Below are 14,068 nucleotides of genomic sequence, written 5' to 3' on the forward strand. Positions count from 1 at the left end.
GGCTCATTCAGAGGGAGCGGGTTTCCTCAAGGATGACCCGGCCACCGACGTCGACGGTGCCGTTCGGACCGGGTCGAGTCAGGATCTGAGATCCCTTGCCCTGGATGATGTCCAGCGCCCGCTGCAGTTCCGCGGTGAGCACGATCGCGGACGCGCCAGTGGCTTCATCCTCGGCGATGGCGTCGCCCCGGCGGGGAAATCCTCTGGTACGCACCCGACCGGCGGCCCGGTCTTGCCACGCCCACGCGTACAGCCACCCGTCACCTGGCGGCGGGCACGGCAATGCGTCGACCTCCTCGGCTGAGGCGTACTGCTGCATGCGCCTGTCGGGCACCCACTGCGAGCGACCCCTGATCCAGGTGAACTCGCCGTCCTGCCAGGTTGGCACCGATCCCGCTGGCGGGTGTAGGAGTTCCGGCCTGGCTCCGAGCCGACTCAGCAACCAGGAGGTGCCCACCAACGGATGACCGGCAAACGGCAGCCGCACGCTCGGCGTGTGGATATCGACGGTTCCTGTGCCGGCATCATCGACGAAGACGGTTTCGCTGAAGCCCAGTCGCGCGGCCACGGCATGGCGGTCCTGCCCAGCAGCCACGGCATGGCCGTCAAGAACAACGCCGAGCTGGTTTCCGTACGTGCCGCCGGAACCGCAGAACACACGAAGTACATGCAGATCTGTCACGAGCGATGCTAACCACACCAAGTCTGCTGGGCGGACACCGTGCGACTCATCGGCGCGTTCGGCATCCCCGCTCCCTGTTACTCCGCGCCACGCGGATCGCGGCTGCCGGTGATCTGAGCCGCAGCCACGTAGCGACAGGCTCAGCGCTGGGAGGTCGCGCCAGACCGTTCGCGCGCATCACCCCAGGTCAAAGCGTTCCGCGAACGTGCGATACACCGGTGTTTCCGGCAGGTTGTCGCGGATGGCAAACACCACGTGGTCGAAGCGATCGACCTCCCGCAGCGCATGGGCGAAGGCGTCGGCGACCGTAGCGGGATCGTTGCGGAACACGCCGCATCCCCACGCGCCCAACACCAACGTCCGATGTCCGTGCGCGGCCGCGACCTCCAGCACTCGGCGAGCACGCCGGGTCAGCACCGCCGGTACGTCCGCAACGTGTTCGGGCTGGTTGCGGAGGATCGCGCCCAGGTTAGGCGCCGCTGCGGTCAAGAACGACGTCGTGTGTGGCCGGTCGAGCAGATTGCCCCTGTCGTCCCGGAAGACCGGCACGTCCGGGGAGAAGATGACGCGGTCGCTGTAGCGCAGGTCCCGCTGTTCGCGGTGGAACGCATAGAACTCCCGGGCAGCAAGGAGACATGGGTACAGCGCCGAGGAGCGGGCGATGCTCTCCTCCTGCGCCTTCGCTCCGCCCAGGAACCCACCACCCGGATTCTTCGCCGAGGCGAACACCAGACAGGCCGCTCCGGGCGCCAACCGACGAGCTGCCTGCAACGTCGACTCGTACGTCACCTCCACCCTGCCTGCACCGGGCTCCGCGTTTCCCACCGCGGGCACCTCGTCCGGCAGGTAGAGACGAGTGCCGGCGACTGCAGCACGTACCATCTCGCCGATGCCGACCTCGTCGCCGGCACCATTGCGATAGCGACCCGAGTCAGCGATTGCAACCGTCTGCCGGGCAATCTCGCGCAGACGACCGCTCACCCGGCGCACTCGTCTGCGCTACGACCCTTGTTCTCCACGAGGAGCAAGCTAGGCAGTCCCGCCCCAACCGGCAACCGGGTTAGTGATGTCCGTCAGCTGAGAAGATCCCCGGACCTCTGTGACCGCATCGGCGAGGGCTTCCACTCCGTCGGCGATGGCGCGTTCGGTGAGGGTGGCGTAGCCGAAGAGAAGCCCGCCGGGTCCGGTGGGGCTCAGTCGGTACCGGGAGACGCCTTGCACCACCAGTCCGCGCCGGGCGGCGGCAGCGACGACCGGGGCCTCGTCGAGGTCGTGCGGGAGCCAGGTGACGACGTGTTGGCCCGCCGCGACACCGACCGGTTCCAGTTCGGGCAGCCGTGCGCGCAGCGCGGCCAGGAGTGCGTCGCGGCGGCGGCGGTAGACCGGGCGCATGCGCCGTAGGTGCCGGTCGAACTCGCCGCGGGTGAGGAAGTCGGCGAAGGTCAGTTGGTCGATGACGGGAGAACCGCGGTCGGCCCGTACCTTGGCCGCCGTGATGTCGTCGACCAGGTGTGACGGCGCAAGAAGCCACCCGAGGCGCAGCCCTGGTGCCAGGGTCTTGCTTGCCGTGCCGCAGTAGACGACGGTGTCGGATGCCAGCCCCTGCATGGCGCCGACGGGTGAACGGTCGTAGCGATACTCCGCGTCGTAGTCGTCCTCGATCACCACGGCGCCGCGACGCTGCGCCCACCCGATGACCCGGGCCCGTGCGCTGGCCGACAGGACGCCGCCGGTGGGCCACTGGTGCGAGGGCGTCAGCACGACGGCGTCCGCGTCGGTCTGTTCGAGCTTCTCGACGAGAATGCCGTCCGGCCCGACCGGGACGCCGATCACGTCCAGGCCGACGGAGGCCGCGACGAGGCGGGCGTCGTCGTCAGCGGATGGGTCCTCGACGGCCACCCTGCGCGCGCCGCGCGCCGCGAGCACCTGGAGTATCAGCGCGATGCCTTGGCCGTAGCCACTGCAGATCACGACATTCTCCGGGCGGGCCGATGTGCCGCGGACACGGTTGAGGTAGTCGACCAGGGCTGTGTGCAGTTCGGGTACGCCACGCCCGTCGAGGTAGGCGAAGCGTTCGTTCGGCGTGGTGGTGAGGATGGTTCGCACCGAACGCAGCCAGGCGGCCCGGGGGAACGACGACACGTCGGTGCGGCCGTACCCAAAGTCGATCCCGGCCGCCGGCCGATCCCCGCCGCGCCGACTCGCCGACGGTGGAACCGGATCGACGGCGACCTGGGTGTAGCCGCCCGCCCGACTGGTGAGGTAGCCCTCGGCGACGAGTTGCTGGTAGGCCTCGACCACGACGCCGCGTGAGACTCCCAGATCGGCCGCGATGGTGCGGGTGGGCGGCAGGGACGTCCCTAGACGCAACCGTCCGGCCCGGATGCTGCCCCGGACCGAGGCGGCGATCTGCCGGTGCAGCGGTTCGCCCGCAGACCGGTCGACATCGATGAGCAGGTCCTCCGCAGTGCTCGAATTGGTCCTGGTTCGACCCATGAAATCGGACCTTACCGGGTGTACCGATTTCCATCAGGCTCGGACGTATGACGACAACGACCAACCCTCGCTTCGACGGCCACCTCCTCACCCCGGGCAACCCGGGTTACGACGCGGCCCGCACCGTCTGGAACGCCATGATTGACCGCCGCCCTCAGATGATCGTGCAGGCCGCGAGCGTCACCGACGTGGTGACCGCGGTGCGCCTGGCCCGCGAACTCGACCTGGAGATCGGGGTACGCTGCGGCGGGCACAACGTGGCCGGCCTCGCCGTCCCGGCGAACGGCCTGATGATCGATCTGACCCCGTTGAACGGCGTTCGGGTCGACCCGATCCGACGACGCGCCCGGGTCCAGGGCGGCGCGCTGCTCGGCGCACTCGACCGGGCGTCGCAGCCATACGGCCTCGCCACGACCGCCGGTAACGTCTCGCACACCGGGGTCGGCGGCCTGACCCTCGGCGGCGGCATGGGCTGGCTCGCCCGCCAACGCGGGTTGGCCTGCGACAACGTCGTCTCCTACACGATGGTCACCGCGGACGGGGAAGTGGTGACCGCGAGCCGAACCGACAACCCCGACCTCTACTGGGGCCTACGCGGCGGGGGCGGCAACTTCGGCATCGTCACCGACTTCGACTTCCAACTGCACCACATCGGAACGCAGACCCTGGTCGCCGAGTTCGACTTCCGCGCCGACGACGCCGTACCGGTGCTCGAAGGCTGGCGCGACCTCAACGCCGTCGCGCCGCGGCAGGCGACCTTCACCGCCGATGTCCACAGCACGGCCAGGGGCCCTGTCGCCACCGTCGGCTTCGTGTGGGTCGGCCAGCCGGCACAGGGTCACCGGTTGCTGCCGGCGATGCGCGCGCTCGGGCGCCCGGTCGCGGAGCGGGTCACCACCCCGTCATACCTGGACCTCCAGCAACGCGACGACACCGTCGGCGGCCACGCCTACCGCCGGTACTCCAGTGCGCACTACCTGCGGCAGTTCCCCACCGCCGCGATCGAGGCGTTCCTGCTGCGCGGCGAGTCGGACCTGCACACCGGCGCCCACCTCGCCGACGTCGGCCTGCAGGCGCACGGCGGCGCCATCGCCGACGTCGTGGACGCCGACGCCGCGTTCAGCCACCGCGGCACCACGTTCGAGTTCGGTGCCGGCTCCCGCTGGACCGAGCCATCCGAAGACGACATTCGGATGGCAGCGGCTCGCAGTGCCGGAGCCGCACTCGACCCGTACGCCGACGGCGTCTACGTCAACTCGCTCGCCGCCGACGAGGGGCAACGCGGCGTACGCCGCGCGTACCCGGCCGCCAAGCTCGCCAGGCTCACCGCACTCAAGACGATCTGGGACCCGCACAACGTGTTCCACCTCAACCACAACATCCGGCCCCACAGCCAGTAGGGCAGCCGGCTGCTGCCTTGGGGGTCAGTCCTCGTCGCTCTTCTTCTTGTCGCTCTTCTTCTTGTCGCGGTCCATGGCCAGGTCGAGCGCGAGGACGCTGCCGATGATGAGCAGCGGGTCGACGCCGGCAGTGACCTGCACGGCGTAGGTGTCCCGGATCGTCAGCCACCTCTTGGAGACCACGGCCACCTCGGTGCCGTCACGTTCGATCACGTACTCGTGGTCGAGCAGGTCACCCTTCATCTCCAGGTCGTCGGGCCCTGGCACGTCGATGGTGAACTTGTCGCGGAACGGCGTGAGCAGATTCTTGCGGACCTCTGCGGCCTTCTCGCCGCCGATCCTGATCTCGTACGTGGGACGCAGCGCCACCAGGTGCCGGTGCAGCGTGGCGACCTCATGGCCGGAGGCGTCCTCGATGATGACCTTGTTGCGGACGCTGAGCACCTTGCCGTCGACGTGGAAGACCTTGGTGCCGTGCTCGTCGAGCACGTCGAAGTCGTCGCCGATCGAGAAGAACCGCTCCCTGATGACAAACATGAACCGATTCTCCCCCACCCCGCCCGGAAGTGCCGGCCGGCCGGGAGCGGCCGACCCTTCGGCTCCCCCATCGGGAACAGCATCCCGCTCGCTCTCCGCAGTGGATGGCAGTCGAGGCCGTGACCGGGATCGAACCGGCGTACGCGGTTTTGCGGACCGCTCCCTCACCACTCGGGCACACGACCAGGCAGAAGCGCCCGCGGAGGGAATCGAACCCCCGACACCCAGCTCCGGAAGCTGGTGCTCTGTCCCCTGAGCTACGCGGGCATGCGTGGGAGTGGGGAGATTCGAACTCCCTGAGCGCGAACGCACCGGGGTTACAGCCCGGCCCACCTCGCCATCGGTGGCGCACTCCCCTGGGGTGACTGGCGGGTACCGACCCCGCGTCCTTCCGGGTCACAACCGGACGCTCTACCACTGAGCTACAGCCACAACTACGGCCCGAAGGCCAGTGCCCGTGGAAGGTGTCGAACCTCCGACCCCCTGGGTGTAAACCAGGTGCTCTTCCGTTGAGCTACACGGGCTTGGCTCTGGCGACAGGGCTCGAACCTGTAGAGGGCTGACGCCCGCCGGATTAACAGTCCGGACCGCTACCAAATTACGGTTTACGCCAGATCGGCAGCGCGGACGGGACTCGAACCCGCACATGTCCCGGGTGAAAGCCGGGCGACTCTTCCATTCGTCCACCGCGCCAGGTGGGTTACGTGCCCCGAGCTGGATTCGAACCAGCGGCCCCCGGTCTGTCGAACCGGTGCTCTCCCGCTGAGCTACCAGGGCGCGAGTAGGGGGCTGGTCGCGGAGTGTGTGCCGCGCTTACGCCTGGCACTCCCTGTGCCAGGGCCAACCCGAACGGACAGGAACGTGGGAGCGGGAGCCGGATTCGAACCAGCGGCCTCTGGGTTATGAGCCCAGCGCGCTTCCATAACTGCGCCATCCCGCAAGTGGGCCGCCAGAGGATCGAACTCTGGACACTCCGATTAAAAGTCGGCAGCTCTACCACTGAGCTAGCGGCCCGAATATAGACGTCCCCCGAGCAGGGCTCGAACCTGCGACGACCCGGTTTAGGAAACCAGCGCTCTATCCGCTGAGCTACCGGGGGGTCTGGTACGCCGCCAGGGACTCGAACCCTGCACTTACTGATTAAGAGTCAGCAGCTCTACCCCATGAGCTAGCGGCGCTCGTTCTTCCAGCCGTGCCCACCCGAAGGTGCGGGCTGTCCGACGGCGGTGGTCGTTAGCGCAGACCACCTCACACTTTTCGATCTCGGCAAGGATGCGCTCCCAGGGAGCGCCAGCACCCACCAGTTCGCTCACCCCGACTTCCTTGTCGCGCTGGTGGTCGAAGTCCAGGACTACGATGTCCGCCTCGCCGCAGTCGACGCAGGGGTGCTCGCGCAGGTACTCGATAACGCGAGCGGTCGCCTCGGCCTTCGCCTGTCGCCGCCGCTCGGCCCGGCTCGGGTTGTGCCGGTCCTTCGTGAGCGTGTAGTAGGTCGCGTTGTACTGCTTCTTGCAGCTCTTGCAGTAGGTCGTTCGGCCATCGGCCCGCCTACGGTTCAACGCGAAGTCAGTGAGCGACTTAACCTGCTGGCACTTCGAGCAGCGCTTCTCCACGGCTCAATTGTCTACTAATAGTCTGACAACAAGAGCCACGCTGCGTGGCGGAAGGTAAAGGAGTTGAACCCTCGGGCTTTCGCCCGGTGCCGGTTTTCGAGACCGGTTGCGGACGTGTTCCGCACTACCCTCCATGCGTCGGGTACGGGCGATTCGAACTCCCCTCCTCCGGCTCCCGAAGCCGGCGCTCCACCAAGTTGAGCTAGTACCCGTTGAGTCGGGATAGCCGGATTCGAACCGGCGACTTCCGGTCCCCCAGACCGGAGCGCTACCTGACTGCGCCATATCCCGAAAGAGCCCCCGACTGGAATCGAACCAGCGACACCGAGATCCGTAATCTCGTGCTCTATCCACTGAGCTACGGGGGCATGTACTGCGGCGAGGGAAGCCGACCGGTACGCCGGGTTCTGTCCCACCCCGACAGGGTGGGGGCGACCATCCATCTCGGCCTACCGTCGCCGGGCAGGCTCTAGCGGCCAACCCGCACGCATCAGGCGGGCCGCCCGCGTGCTGTTCGGCCTTGCTCCGGGTGGGGTTTACCGTGCCGCCCCCGTCACCGAGGACGCGGTGGGCTCTTACCCCACCGTTTCACCCTTACCGGCGGTCGTGCTGCGGACGGTCTGTTCTCTGTGGCACTGTCCCGCGGCTTTCGCCGGGTTCCCGTTAGGAACCACCTTGCCCTGCGGAGCCCGTACGTTCCTCGGCGGCCTGGTGGCCGACGCGGTCGCCTGGCTGGCATTCTCGCTGCGTGCCGACGGGAGGAATCGAACCTCCGGCCCCGAGTTATCAGCTCGGTGCTCTAACCGCTGAGCTACGACGGCTTGGCGAAGGGTGAGGGATTCGAACCCCCGGCGGTGTGACCCGCTCCGCGCTAGCAACGCGGCGCCATCGACCAGACTCGGCCAACCCTTCATGCGCGCTGACGACGGGACTCGAACCCGCGATCCCCTCGCTGACAACGAGGTGCCTTAGCCGCTTGGCCACGCCAGCATGGTCCCGGCCGAGGCCGGGGGAGTGGAGACGAGGGGAGTCGAACCCCTGACCTTCTGAGTGCGATACAGATGCCCTACCAACTGGGCCACGTCCCCATGGTGTTGCGTGCGCTCGGGGAGAGTCGAACTCCCATGCCTTTCGGCACACGGGTCTGAGCCGTGCGTGTCTACCAGGTTCCACCACGAGCGCGTGATGTGCGTGCCGACGCCCGGTGTCGAACCGGGGGCCTCTCCGTTATGAGCGGAGCGCTCTGACCACCTGAGCTACGTCGGCGAGAGAGCCAGCGACGGCAGGCGGACCCGCATCCTCGCCCTTACGAGGGGCCCGCTCTGCCCTGGTGAGCTTCGCTGGCGTGGAGCCGGCGGCCGCACTCGAACCGGCTGCCTCCGAGTTAGAAGGTCGGTGCTCTGGCCCGGTGAGCTACGCCGGCTTGGTGCCCTCGACACGAGTCGAACGTGCAACTACGGCCGCCTCACGACCGCGCCTCTTCCATTGGGCTACGAGGGCATGTTCGCGGCAGGGTCCCTTCCGGTTCGCCGGCGCCGATGGGTGCACCCTGTGCCGACCCGCTTACGCGCCCTGCCGTGGCTCCCAGGCCAGGATTCGAACCCAGCTCCCCGCATCCAGAGTGCGGTGTCTTACCGAATAGACGACCCGGGAATCGTGGCCGGCGAGCCGCGGACTCGCCGGCCGGTGATCAGCGCTGCACGTGTCGGACGAGGCGCAGGACCTTGGGTATCGGGAAGACGCCGATGAGCCGGTCGGGCTCGGCTTCGTGGATCTCGGTGACCTGGCGCATGAGCATCCGGATCGCGTGTTTGATCGGGACCGGGTGCAGCGGTCCCAGGTCGGCGTTGAGGACGAGAACGGCGTCCACCGGGCCCTCCTTCTCTCGTGGGCGGTGGTGCTTGGAGCCGCCGGCCGGAGTCGAACCGGCGACCTGCTGAGTGCCCCGAGCGGGATTCGAACCCGCACTGTGCGCAGTTTGAGTGCGCCGCCTCCTACCAGTTGGGCTACCGGGGCAGGCTTCCGCAGGTTGCGGCATCGTCCACTGGGGGCAGTCGAGTTCCGGATCTGCAACCCCAGCGGCGACTTTTCCCGCTGGTCGAGTGTTGCTCCGGGAGCAGGAATCGAACCTGCGTTTGTACCGGGATCCAAAGTCCCGTCGCCCTTGCCAGCAGAGCACCCCGGAATGGTTGAGCGGTCGGCGGGCACCGACCCCGCTTCTTCGGTTTGGAAGACCGACGTGTCCGCCAAGTTCACCACGACCGCATGGCATTTCACTTGCGTAGGCCGTACGGGGCTCGAACCCGTAACCTCCTGGCTGAGAACCAGGTGAGCTGCCAGCTTGCTCCAACGGCCCATGGAGCCGGCGGGAATCGCGGTCGCGAGCCCACGATCGCCGCCAACGTGCCCTCCCCCGGAGCCCTCGGGGACTTCACTCCCGTGCGTTACCAGTTACGCCAGGAGGGCATGGATGCGTGGAGAAGAAGGGATTCGAACCCTCGACCTCCGGTCTGCCGAACCGGCGCTCTCCCAGCTGAGCTACAACCCCATGGTCCGGGACCGGGGTGTCGAACCCCGTGTCTCTCGCTCCCAAAGCGAGCGGGTCAGCCGTCTCCCTCGTCCCGGAGGTAATGCCCCCGGCCGGCCCCGCTCAGGCGCCGGCCGGGGTTTTGCTATGCCATCCACTGTGAAGTTGAGAATCTGCAACGCCGCCGGCCGCAGCCGGGACGAAAAGCAGGGGCGGCAGGACTCGAACCTGCGACCTTCGGTTTTGGAGACCGGTGCTCTACCAGTTGAGCTACGCCCCTATGAAGTTGTTCAGTAACGAGAAAGCCGCCCTGTCCCTGTCGGGGTGGGCGGCTTCGCAGCTTGCGCTGGCGCTATTCGCGCCGCCACCCCGGCTTCCAGTTCTGCTCACTCGCGCACAGATCGTGGGCTCGCGCAATCGAGGGCAGCACGTCACCGCCGCGCGGCATGAGCCGCGTGGTTTCGGTGTAGGCGTGCTGCAACACGGGGAACTCCTTGGGTTGGTCGGGACGGCCTTGCTCATTCAAGGTAAGCGTTGTGCCGATCGGATGGCAATGGATATTCCGACGGACCGGCTTCGAAGCCTGGCGGGCTGAGACGATCCCCGGTTTGATGTTGCCTCGCCGTGGCGGTCGGCATGCTGGAGGCTGGCCGCACCTCAAAATCAGGTTCTGTCGCGGTGACGGCGAGCTTCGATGTCGCGCAGCACATCCGGGTCCCATTGGCCGGCGTTCCAGTCCTCCCTGGTCGGAGTGGGCGACAGCGGCCACGCCGGGTCCTGCCTGGCGACCGGCGAGTAGTGTCCGGCGACGACTCTGTTGACGTGGGCGATCAGCCGCAGGACCCGCGTCCGGCTGTGCAGCACGCCCCCGATCAGTGCGGCGGCTCCGAGGGTGCGCAGGGCCGCTTGGCCGAACAGGACGGCAGGGGCGGTTCGGTCGGTGGCCAGCCAGGCGATGGCCGCGCTGCAGACGACGCAGGCGGGGAAGACGCGCGTGCCCCAGTGGCGGCTGTACGAGCGGCCGGATGAGCCGTGCGCCTCGGCGAGCTGGCGCGTGCCGCGTCCCCAGATCAGCCCGCTGACAGCCAGGCCGATGATGGCGACGAACAGGGTCAGATTGGCCAGGACGAAACCGACCGCTGCGCCGGTGCCGGACGGGGGCAGCGGCCGGGCCCGGGCGCTCGGGATGCTGCCGAGGACGGCCGCGACGATCGCGGCTAGCGCAAAGAGGATGGCGAACCCGACGACGAACCAGGTCGCGACGTCCCAACCTGCTGTCCGAGGCGCGGGCGGCGGTGTCGAGGACCGGCACGTGTGGCCTTGGCCGGGATGTTCGAGACTGGCGCCGCATTTCATGCAGTGCAAAGCGTTCTCCTGAGGGGCCAGGCCGAGCATCGGCGGAGTAGACGGCGAGAACCGCACTCCGCTCGGCGGAGTCGAGCTCGGAGTCGTCGATGCGCTGCCAGTTCGCTTGCCGAGCGTCGCAGGCTTCGACGTCGGCCCACCGGCCGACAGTGTTGCCGTTCAGCGGGCCTGGGCAAGCAGGACCTCGATCATCGTCTGAGGTTCGATGGTGGTTGGTCGGTCGCTGACCTGCCCGTCGCCGAGTTCGATGACCCGCCACACGCCGTCCGCGCGCAGAGCGAGGTCCACGGTGACGAAAGGCAGGCCGAGCCCACCGATCAACGGTGCGACCGGGGTCAGGTCGACCTCGACTCGCGCCGAATCGTTCGGGCTGTCGGGATGCGCTCCGATCAGAACGCACGCGCCGTCGATCCACCACGTGCGCACCTCGGTCGAGGCGAACCGCTCGAAGCGCCGCAGCACGAGCCCGCCCACGAAGTCGTCGTCACGCAGTTCCAGAAACCGCGACGCCACGCCCCACGCGGCCGCGCCGTCCTCAAGGTCGGGGATGAACGCGGCCGCGTCCCAGTAGTGCTTCATCGACTTGCTGTAGTCACGCAGCACCGCTGGTCCCGCGCCAAGCTCGGCACGCGCGCGGTCGAAGTCCGCCCGCTCGGAGCCCGTGGTCCACACCGATGGCGGGGTCACGGGAGCCAGAGCTGCATACCAGCCAGGCAGCTCATGCGCCCGCCGGTACTGCTCAGCACCAGTCCGCAACACCACACCACGCTCAGCAAGAACCTCAGCGAACACGGCGTACTGCTCGCTACGTAGCATCCAGCCGCGGTACACGGCCGGACCGCTGCTAGAGACCGAGGCGACCGCGCGGCGCACGTCTCCGCCCCGCGCCAACGCGTCGTGGTCGACCACCGCCACATCCATCCCGGCAGCACGTGCAGCCCGCGCCTCCGCGGCGAAGTGCTCGTCCGGGTGGCGCGGCCGAAGCGGGTCCGCGGGAACCAACAAGATCACGCCTGCATCATGCCCCAGGTGGCCGTTCGACCTCGACCTGTTATCGCGGCCCGCCGCCCGGTCCCGGCACGAGCGGGCATGACGCGGTCAGCGTTCGCCCCGAGCGTGGCGTCCAGGCCAGGGCGGGGGTCGAGTACGCGTCCATGTCCCTACGACTCTCGCGTGCGGTTACGGCGGTGGTGGACGAGCAGCGTGACCGCGCAGAGCACCGCCACCAGGCCGAACGCCGAGCTGATCCACGGGTTGTCCGCTGCGGTCGACAGCACCACGTTGGCCGCCGCACTGATGAAGAGCACCAGCCACAGCAGCGGGCGTAGCAGGCCGCCCGGCTTCTTCGGCGCGGCGACCGGGGTCTCGGTGATGCGGTACGGGTCGGTCATGACTGCCTCCTTGAGCGAGCGTTCCTCGATGCCGTCAACGCTAGGCGCGGGGTGTGGCGGGGACGATCCCGCCAGCTCGACGACAGTGGTACAGCAGGCTGTACCTTCCGCGCCGAGCGTTGCCGGGCGCGGCCCGTGGTGGCCTATGTTGGCGGGGGAGGTGGGTCGATGGCGTACGTGCGAGGCCGGGTTCGCGCCTCGGTCGACGCTCTGGAGCACCTGGTCGGAGGGCTGGGCACGGCCACGCTGGCGCTGGGCGCGCTGCTCTGGGCGGTGATCGTGGCGGTGACCTGCCTGCTCGGGGTGGGGCTGCTGGCGGCGCCCGGTGCGTTACGGGCGGTGCGCTGGGTGAGCGACCGCGAGCGGGCCCGGCTGTCCCGCTGGGGCGAGCCGATCCCCACGCCGGGGCCGGTGCCGGTCGGGTTGCGGACGGCGGCGCGCGATCCTTTCGTACGCCGGGAGCTGGGCTGGGTCGGGCTTTCCTCGCTCATCGGCCTGGCGACCGGGGTTGTCGGCCTCGCGCTGCCCCTCTCTGCCATGCAGTACGTCACGTTCCCCCTGTGGTACCAGCTGATCCCTGCCGACGCCGGCGCGCCGGGGATCGTCTGGTGGCGCATCGACGGATTGTCCGAGGCACTCGCGGTCGGGTTGCTCGGGGTCGGCTCGCTGGCCGCCGCGATCTGGTTCAGCCCGGTCCTGGCCCGTCTCCAGGCATGGCCGGGCCGGTTGCTGCTGCCTCCCCCGCCGGGTGTCGACCTGTCGCTGCGGGTGGCCGAGCTGACCGCCACCCGCGCTGCGGCGCTTGACGCCCACGCTGTCGAACTGCGCCGGATCGAGCGGTCGCTGCACGACGGCACCCAGAACCGGTTGGTCGCGGTCAACGTGTTGCTGGGTGCCGCGCGGCGGGCCGTGCGCCGCAATCCGGACCGCGCCGACGAGATCCTCGGGCAGGCGCAGGACGCCGCGGAACAGGCACTCGGAGAGCTGCGTACGGTGGTGCGCGGGATCCTGCCGCCCGTGCTGGACGACAGGGGTCTCGCCGGCGCGCTGGCGGGCCTGGCCGGCAGCTGCGTGGTGCCCTGCCGACTTGAGGTGGACGTGGCTGTGCGGTGCGCGGCCTCGGTCGAGGCCACCGCGTACTTCGTGGTGGCCGAGGCGCTGACCAACGTCGTCCGGCACAGCGGTGCGAGCCGGGTGGACGTGGCCGTGCGCCGCGAGCGCGGTCGGCTGCTGGTGTGCATTGAGGACGACGGGCACGGCGACGCGGACGAGACACGTGGCTCAGGGCTCACCGGTATCCGCCGGCGGGTCGAGGCGTACGACGGCCGGATGACGCTGACGAGCCCACCGGGAGGGCCGACGAGAATGGACGTGGAGCTGCCATGCGGATCGTGATCGCCGAGGACGACCCGCTGCTGCGTGAGGGGTTGGCTCTGCTGCTGCGGGCGGAGGATCTGGACGTGGTCGCCACGGCCGGCACTCCGGGCGAGTTCCTGGTCGCCGTCGACGAACATGCGCCGGACGTCGCGATCGTGGACGTACGGATGCCGCCGACCCACACCGACGAGGGCATCGTGGCCGCGGTGGAAGCCCGGCGGCGCCGCCCCGGCCTCGCGGTGCTGGTCCTGTCGGCGTACGTGGAGCAGGCGTTCGCCACCGACCTGTTCTCGGTCGGCGCGGTCGGGCTCGGTTACCTGTTGAAGGAGCGGGTGGGCCGGGTCGAGGAGTTCCTCGCCGCGCTGCACCGCGTCGCGAACGGCGGCAGCGTGATCGACCCGGAGGTGGTGGCGCAGTTGCTCGCCCGCAACCGCCGGACGGACACGGCGCTGAGCGAGCTGTCGCCGCGTGAGCGTGAGGTGCTGGGGCTGATGGCCGAAGGGCTCGGCAACAGCGCGATCGCCGAGCGGCTGTTCGTCACCGACGGCGCGGTGCACAAGCACATCCGCAGCATCTTCTCGAAGCTTCAGCTTCCACCGGACGACCAGGCCGACCGCCGGGTCACCGCGGTGCTGCGCTACCTGGACGGCGGTCGGCGGTAGCGCCTGCTGTACCCGGAC

Annotated in this window: 11 protein-coding genes, 33 tRNA genes, 1 other RNA gene and 1 pseudogene; 3 read left to right on the forward strand and 43 right to left on the reverse strand. The window is 68.8% G+C overall.

Going from position 1 to position 14,068, the window contains the following annotated elements; translation table 11 throughout:
* Positions 1–7: 7 nt before the first annotated feature.
* The 3 genes from KBX34_RS11315 to KBX34_RS11325 form a co-directional block, all read right to left on the reverse strand.
* Positions 8–682 carry a PhzF family phenazine biosynthesis protein gene (locus KBX34_RS11315; protein WP_307871375.1) on the reverse strand — a complete coding sequence of 225 codons (675 nt, stop codon included), beginning with the start codon at positions 680–682 and terminating at the stop codon, positions 8–10.
* Positions 683–859: 177 nt separating this feature from the next.
* Positions 860–1,663 carry a TIGR02452 family protein gene (locus tag KBX34_RS11320; protein ID WP_210793760.1) on the reverse strand — a complete coding sequence of 268 codons (804 nt, stop codon included), beginning with the start codon at positions 1,661–1,663 and terminating at the stop codon, positions 860–862.
* A gap of 48 nt (positions 1,664–1,711) precedes the next feature.
* Complete coding sequence (locus KBX34_RS11325) at positions 1,712–3,178, reverse strand: PLP-dependent aminotransferase family protein (protein WP_210924880.1); 1,467 nt, start codon at positions 3,176–3,178, stop codon at positions 1,712–1,714.
* A 47-nt stretch (positions 3,179–3,225) separates the two neighbouring features.
* Here KBX34_RS11325 and KBX34_RS11330 point away from each other — a divergent pair, with 47 nt between their 5' ends.
* Entirely contained in the window at positions 3,226–4,578 is a 1,353-nt protein-coding gene (locus tag KBX34_RS11330; protein WP_210924882.1) for an FAD-binding oxidoreductase, read from the forward strand.
* A 24-nt stretch (positions 4,579–4,602) separates the two neighbouring features.
* On the opposite strand, the gene KBX34_RS11335 is transcribed toward KBX34_RS11330, so the two are convergent.
* From KBX34_RS11335 to KBX34_RS11525, 40 genes and pseudogenes are all read right to left on the reverse strand, one after another.
* Complete coding sequence (locus KBX34_RS11335) at positions 4,603–5,115, reverse strand: LURP-one-related/scramblase family protein (protein WP_088949023.1); 513 nt, start codon at positions 5,113–5,115, stop codon at positions 4,603–4,605.
* A gap of 114 nt (positions 5,116–5,229) precedes the next feature.
* Positions 5,230–5,300: transfer RNA gene (locus KBX34_RS11340), tRNA-Cys, on the reverse strand.
* Positions 5,301–5,309: 9 nt separating this feature from the next.
* Positions 5,310–5,382, reverse strand: a tRNA-Arg gene (locus KBX34_RS11345).
* A 5-nt stretch (positions 5,383–5,387) separates the two neighbouring features.
* A tRNA-Tyr gene (locus KBX34_RS11350) sits at positions 5,388–5,471 on the reverse strand.
* Position 5,472: 1 nt separating this feature from the next.
* Positions 5,473–5,547 (reverse strand) — tRNA-His (locus KBX34_RS11355).
* 20 nt (positions 5,548–5,567) lie between these two features.
* A tRNA-Val gene (locus KBX34_RS11360) sits at positions 5,568–5,639 on the reverse strand.
* 1 nt (position 5,640) lies between these two features.
* Positions 5,641–5,730, reverse strand: a tRNA-Asn gene (locus KBX34_RS11365).
* A gap of 4 nt (positions 5,731–5,734) precedes the next feature.
* A tRNA-Glu gene (locus KBX34_RS11370) sits at positions 5,735–5,808 on the reverse strand.
* 12 nt (positions 5,809–5,820) lie between these two features.
* A tRNA-Val gene (locus KBX34_RS11375) sits at positions 5,821–5,892 on the reverse strand.
* An 85-nt stretch (positions 5,893–5,977) separates the two neighbouring features.
* A tRNA-Met gene (locus tag KBX34_RS11380) sits at positions 5,978–6,055 on the reverse strand.
* 2 nt (positions 6,056–6,057) lie between these two features.
* Positions 6,058–6,129: transfer RNA gene (locus tag KBX34_RS11385), tRNA-Lys, on the reverse strand.
* A gap of 11 nt (positions 6,130–6,140) precedes the next feature.
* A tRNA-Arg gene (locus KBX34_RS11390) sits at positions 6,141–6,214 on the reverse strand.
* Positions 6,215–6,217: 3 nt separating this feature from the next.
* A tRNA-Lys gene (locus tag KBX34_RS11395) sits at positions 6,218–6,293 on the reverse strand.
* A gap of 480 nt (positions 6,294–6,773) precedes the next feature.
* Positions 6,774–6,861: transfer RNA gene (locus KBX34_RS11400), tRNA-OTHER, on the reverse strand.
* Between the two features lie 5 nt (positions 6,862–6,866).
* Positions 6,867–6,940: transfer RNA gene (locus KBX34_RS11405), tRNA-Pro, on the reverse strand.
* 5 nt (positions 6,941–6,945) lie between these two features.
* Positions 6,946–7,019 (reverse strand) — tRNA-Pro (locus KBX34_RS11410).
* 4 nt (positions 7,020–7,023) lie between these two features.
* Positions 7,024–7,096 (reverse strand) — tRNA-Arg (locus tag KBX34_RS11415).
* 12 nt (positions 7,097–7,108) lie between these two features.
* Positions 7,109–7,468, reverse strand: an RNA gene (gene rnpB / locus KBX34_RS11420) — RNase P RNA component class A.
* Between the two features lie 9 nt (positions 7,469–7,477).
* Positions 7,478–7,549, reverse strand: a tRNA-Ile gene (locus KBX34_RS11425).
* A 1-nt stretch (position 7,550) separates the two neighbouring features.
* A tRNA-Ser gene (locus KBX34_RS11430) sits at positions 7,551–7,640 on the reverse strand.
* Between the two features lie 5 nt (positions 7,641–7,645).
* Positions 7,646–7,718: transfer RNA gene (locus KBX34_RS11435), tRNA-Asp, on the reverse strand.
* 25 nt (positions 7,719–7,743) lie between these two features.
* A tRNA-Ala gene (locus tag KBX34_RS11440) sits at positions 7,744–7,816 on the reverse strand.
* An 11-nt stretch (positions 7,817–7,827) separates the two neighbouring features.
* A tRNA-Leu gene (locus tag KBX34_RS11445) sits at positions 7,828–7,910 on the reverse strand.
* Between the two features lie 10 nt (positions 7,911–7,920).
* Positions 7,921–7,994 (reverse strand) — tRNA-Met (locus KBX34_RS11450).
* 5 nt (positions 7,995–7,999) lie between these two features.
* Positions 8,000–8,073: transfer RNA gene (locus KBX34_RS11455), tRNA-Thr, on the reverse strand.
* A 1-nt stretch (position 8,074) separates the two neighbouring features.
* Positions 8,075–8,151, reverse strand: a tRNA-Arg gene (locus KBX34_RS11460).
* A 1-nt stretch (position 8,152) separates the two neighbouring features.
* A tRNA-Leu gene (locus KBX34_RS11465) sits at positions 8,153–8,228 on the reverse strand.
* A gap of 78 nt (positions 8,229–8,306) precedes the next feature.
* A tRNA-Gln gene (locus KBX34_RS11470) sits at positions 8,307–8,381 on the reverse strand.
* Positions 8,382–8,427: 46 nt separating this feature from the next.
* Positions 8,428–8,598 (reverse strand): annotated as a pseudogene (locus tag KBX34_RS11475) (HNH endonuclease); the annotation flags it as partial.
* A 71-nt stretch (positions 8,599–8,669) separates the two neighbouring features.
* Positions 8,670–8,744: transfer RNA gene (locus tag KBX34_RS11480), tRNA-Leu, on the reverse strand.
* Between the two features lie 92 nt (positions 8,745–8,836).
* A tRNA-Gln gene (locus KBX34_RS11485) sits at positions 8,837–8,913 on the reverse strand.
* Positions 8,914–8,920: 7 nt separating this feature from the next.
* A tRNA-Gly gene (locus KBX34_RS11490) sits at positions 8,921–8,993 on the reverse strand.
* 17 nt (positions 8,994–9,010) lie between these two features.
* Positions 9,011–9,084, reverse strand: a tRNA-Glu gene (locus KBX34_RS11495).
* A 119-nt stretch (positions 9,085–9,203) separates the two neighbouring features.
* A tRNA-Ala gene (locus KBX34_RS11500) sits at positions 9,204–9,276 on the reverse strand.
* A gap of 1 nt (position 9,277) precedes the next feature.
* Positions 9,278–9,353: transfer RNA gene (locus KBX34_RS11505), tRNA-Pro, on the reverse strand.
* Positions 9,354–9,462: 109 nt separating this feature from the next.
* A tRNA-Trp gene (locus KBX34_RS11510) sits at positions 9,463–9,535 on the reverse strand.
* 72 nt (positions 9,536–9,607) lie between these two features.
* Positions 9,608–9,739, reverse strand: coding sequence for a hypothetical protein (locus tag KBX34_RS34010; RefSeq protein WP_255508955.1), 132 nt, complete (start codon positions 9,737–9,739; stop codon positions 9,608–9,610).
* A 179-nt stretch (positions 9,740–9,918) separates the two neighbouring features.
* The gene (locus KBX34_RS11515) at positions 9,919–10,650 is read right to left on the reverse strand and encodes a hypothetical protein (protein ID WP_247671698.1); all 732 of its coding nucleotides are present in this window, start codon (positions 10,648–10,650) and stop codon (positions 9,919–9,921) included.
* A gap of 129 nt (positions 10,651–10,779) precedes the next feature.
* Positions 10,780–11,541, reverse strand: coding sequence for an ATP-grasp domain-containing protein (locus tag KBX34_RS11520; protein ID WP_247671699.1), 762 nt, complete (start codon positions 11,539–11,541; stop codon positions 10,780–10,782).
* Between the two features lie 239 nt (positions 11,542–11,780).
* A complete protein-coding gene (locus tag KBX34_RS11525) occupies positions 11,781–12,011 on the reverse strand; it encodes a hypothetical protein (protein WP_210793755.1) in 231 nt (76 codons plus the stop codon).
* Between the two features lie 168 nt (positions 12,012–12,179).
* On the opposite strand from KBX34_RS11525, the gene KBX34_RS34015 reads away from it, so the two are divergent.
* Both KBX34_RS34015 and KBX34_RS11535 read left to right on the forward strand, forming a co-directional pair.
* Positions 12,180–13,406, forward strand: a complete 1,227-nt coding sequence (locus KBX34_RS34015) for a sensor histidine kinase (RefSeq protein ID WP_210793754.1) — start codon at positions 12,180–12,182, stop codon at positions 13,404–13,406.
* A complete protein-coding gene (locus tag KBX34_RS11535; protein WP_099855124.1) occupies positions 13,394–14,050 on the forward strand; it encodes a response regulator transcription factor in 657 nt (218 codons plus the stop codon). Before KBX34_RS34015 ends, KBX34_RS11535 begins: the two co-directional genes overlap by 13 nt.
* Positions 14,051–14,068: the final 18 nt, after the last annotated feature.

The organism is Micromonospora sp. M61 (assembly GCF_018070245.1).
Taxonomy (GTDB): domain Bacteria; phylum Actinomycetota; class Actinomycetes; order Mycobacteriales; family Micromonosporaceae; genus Micromonospora; species Micromonospora zamorensis.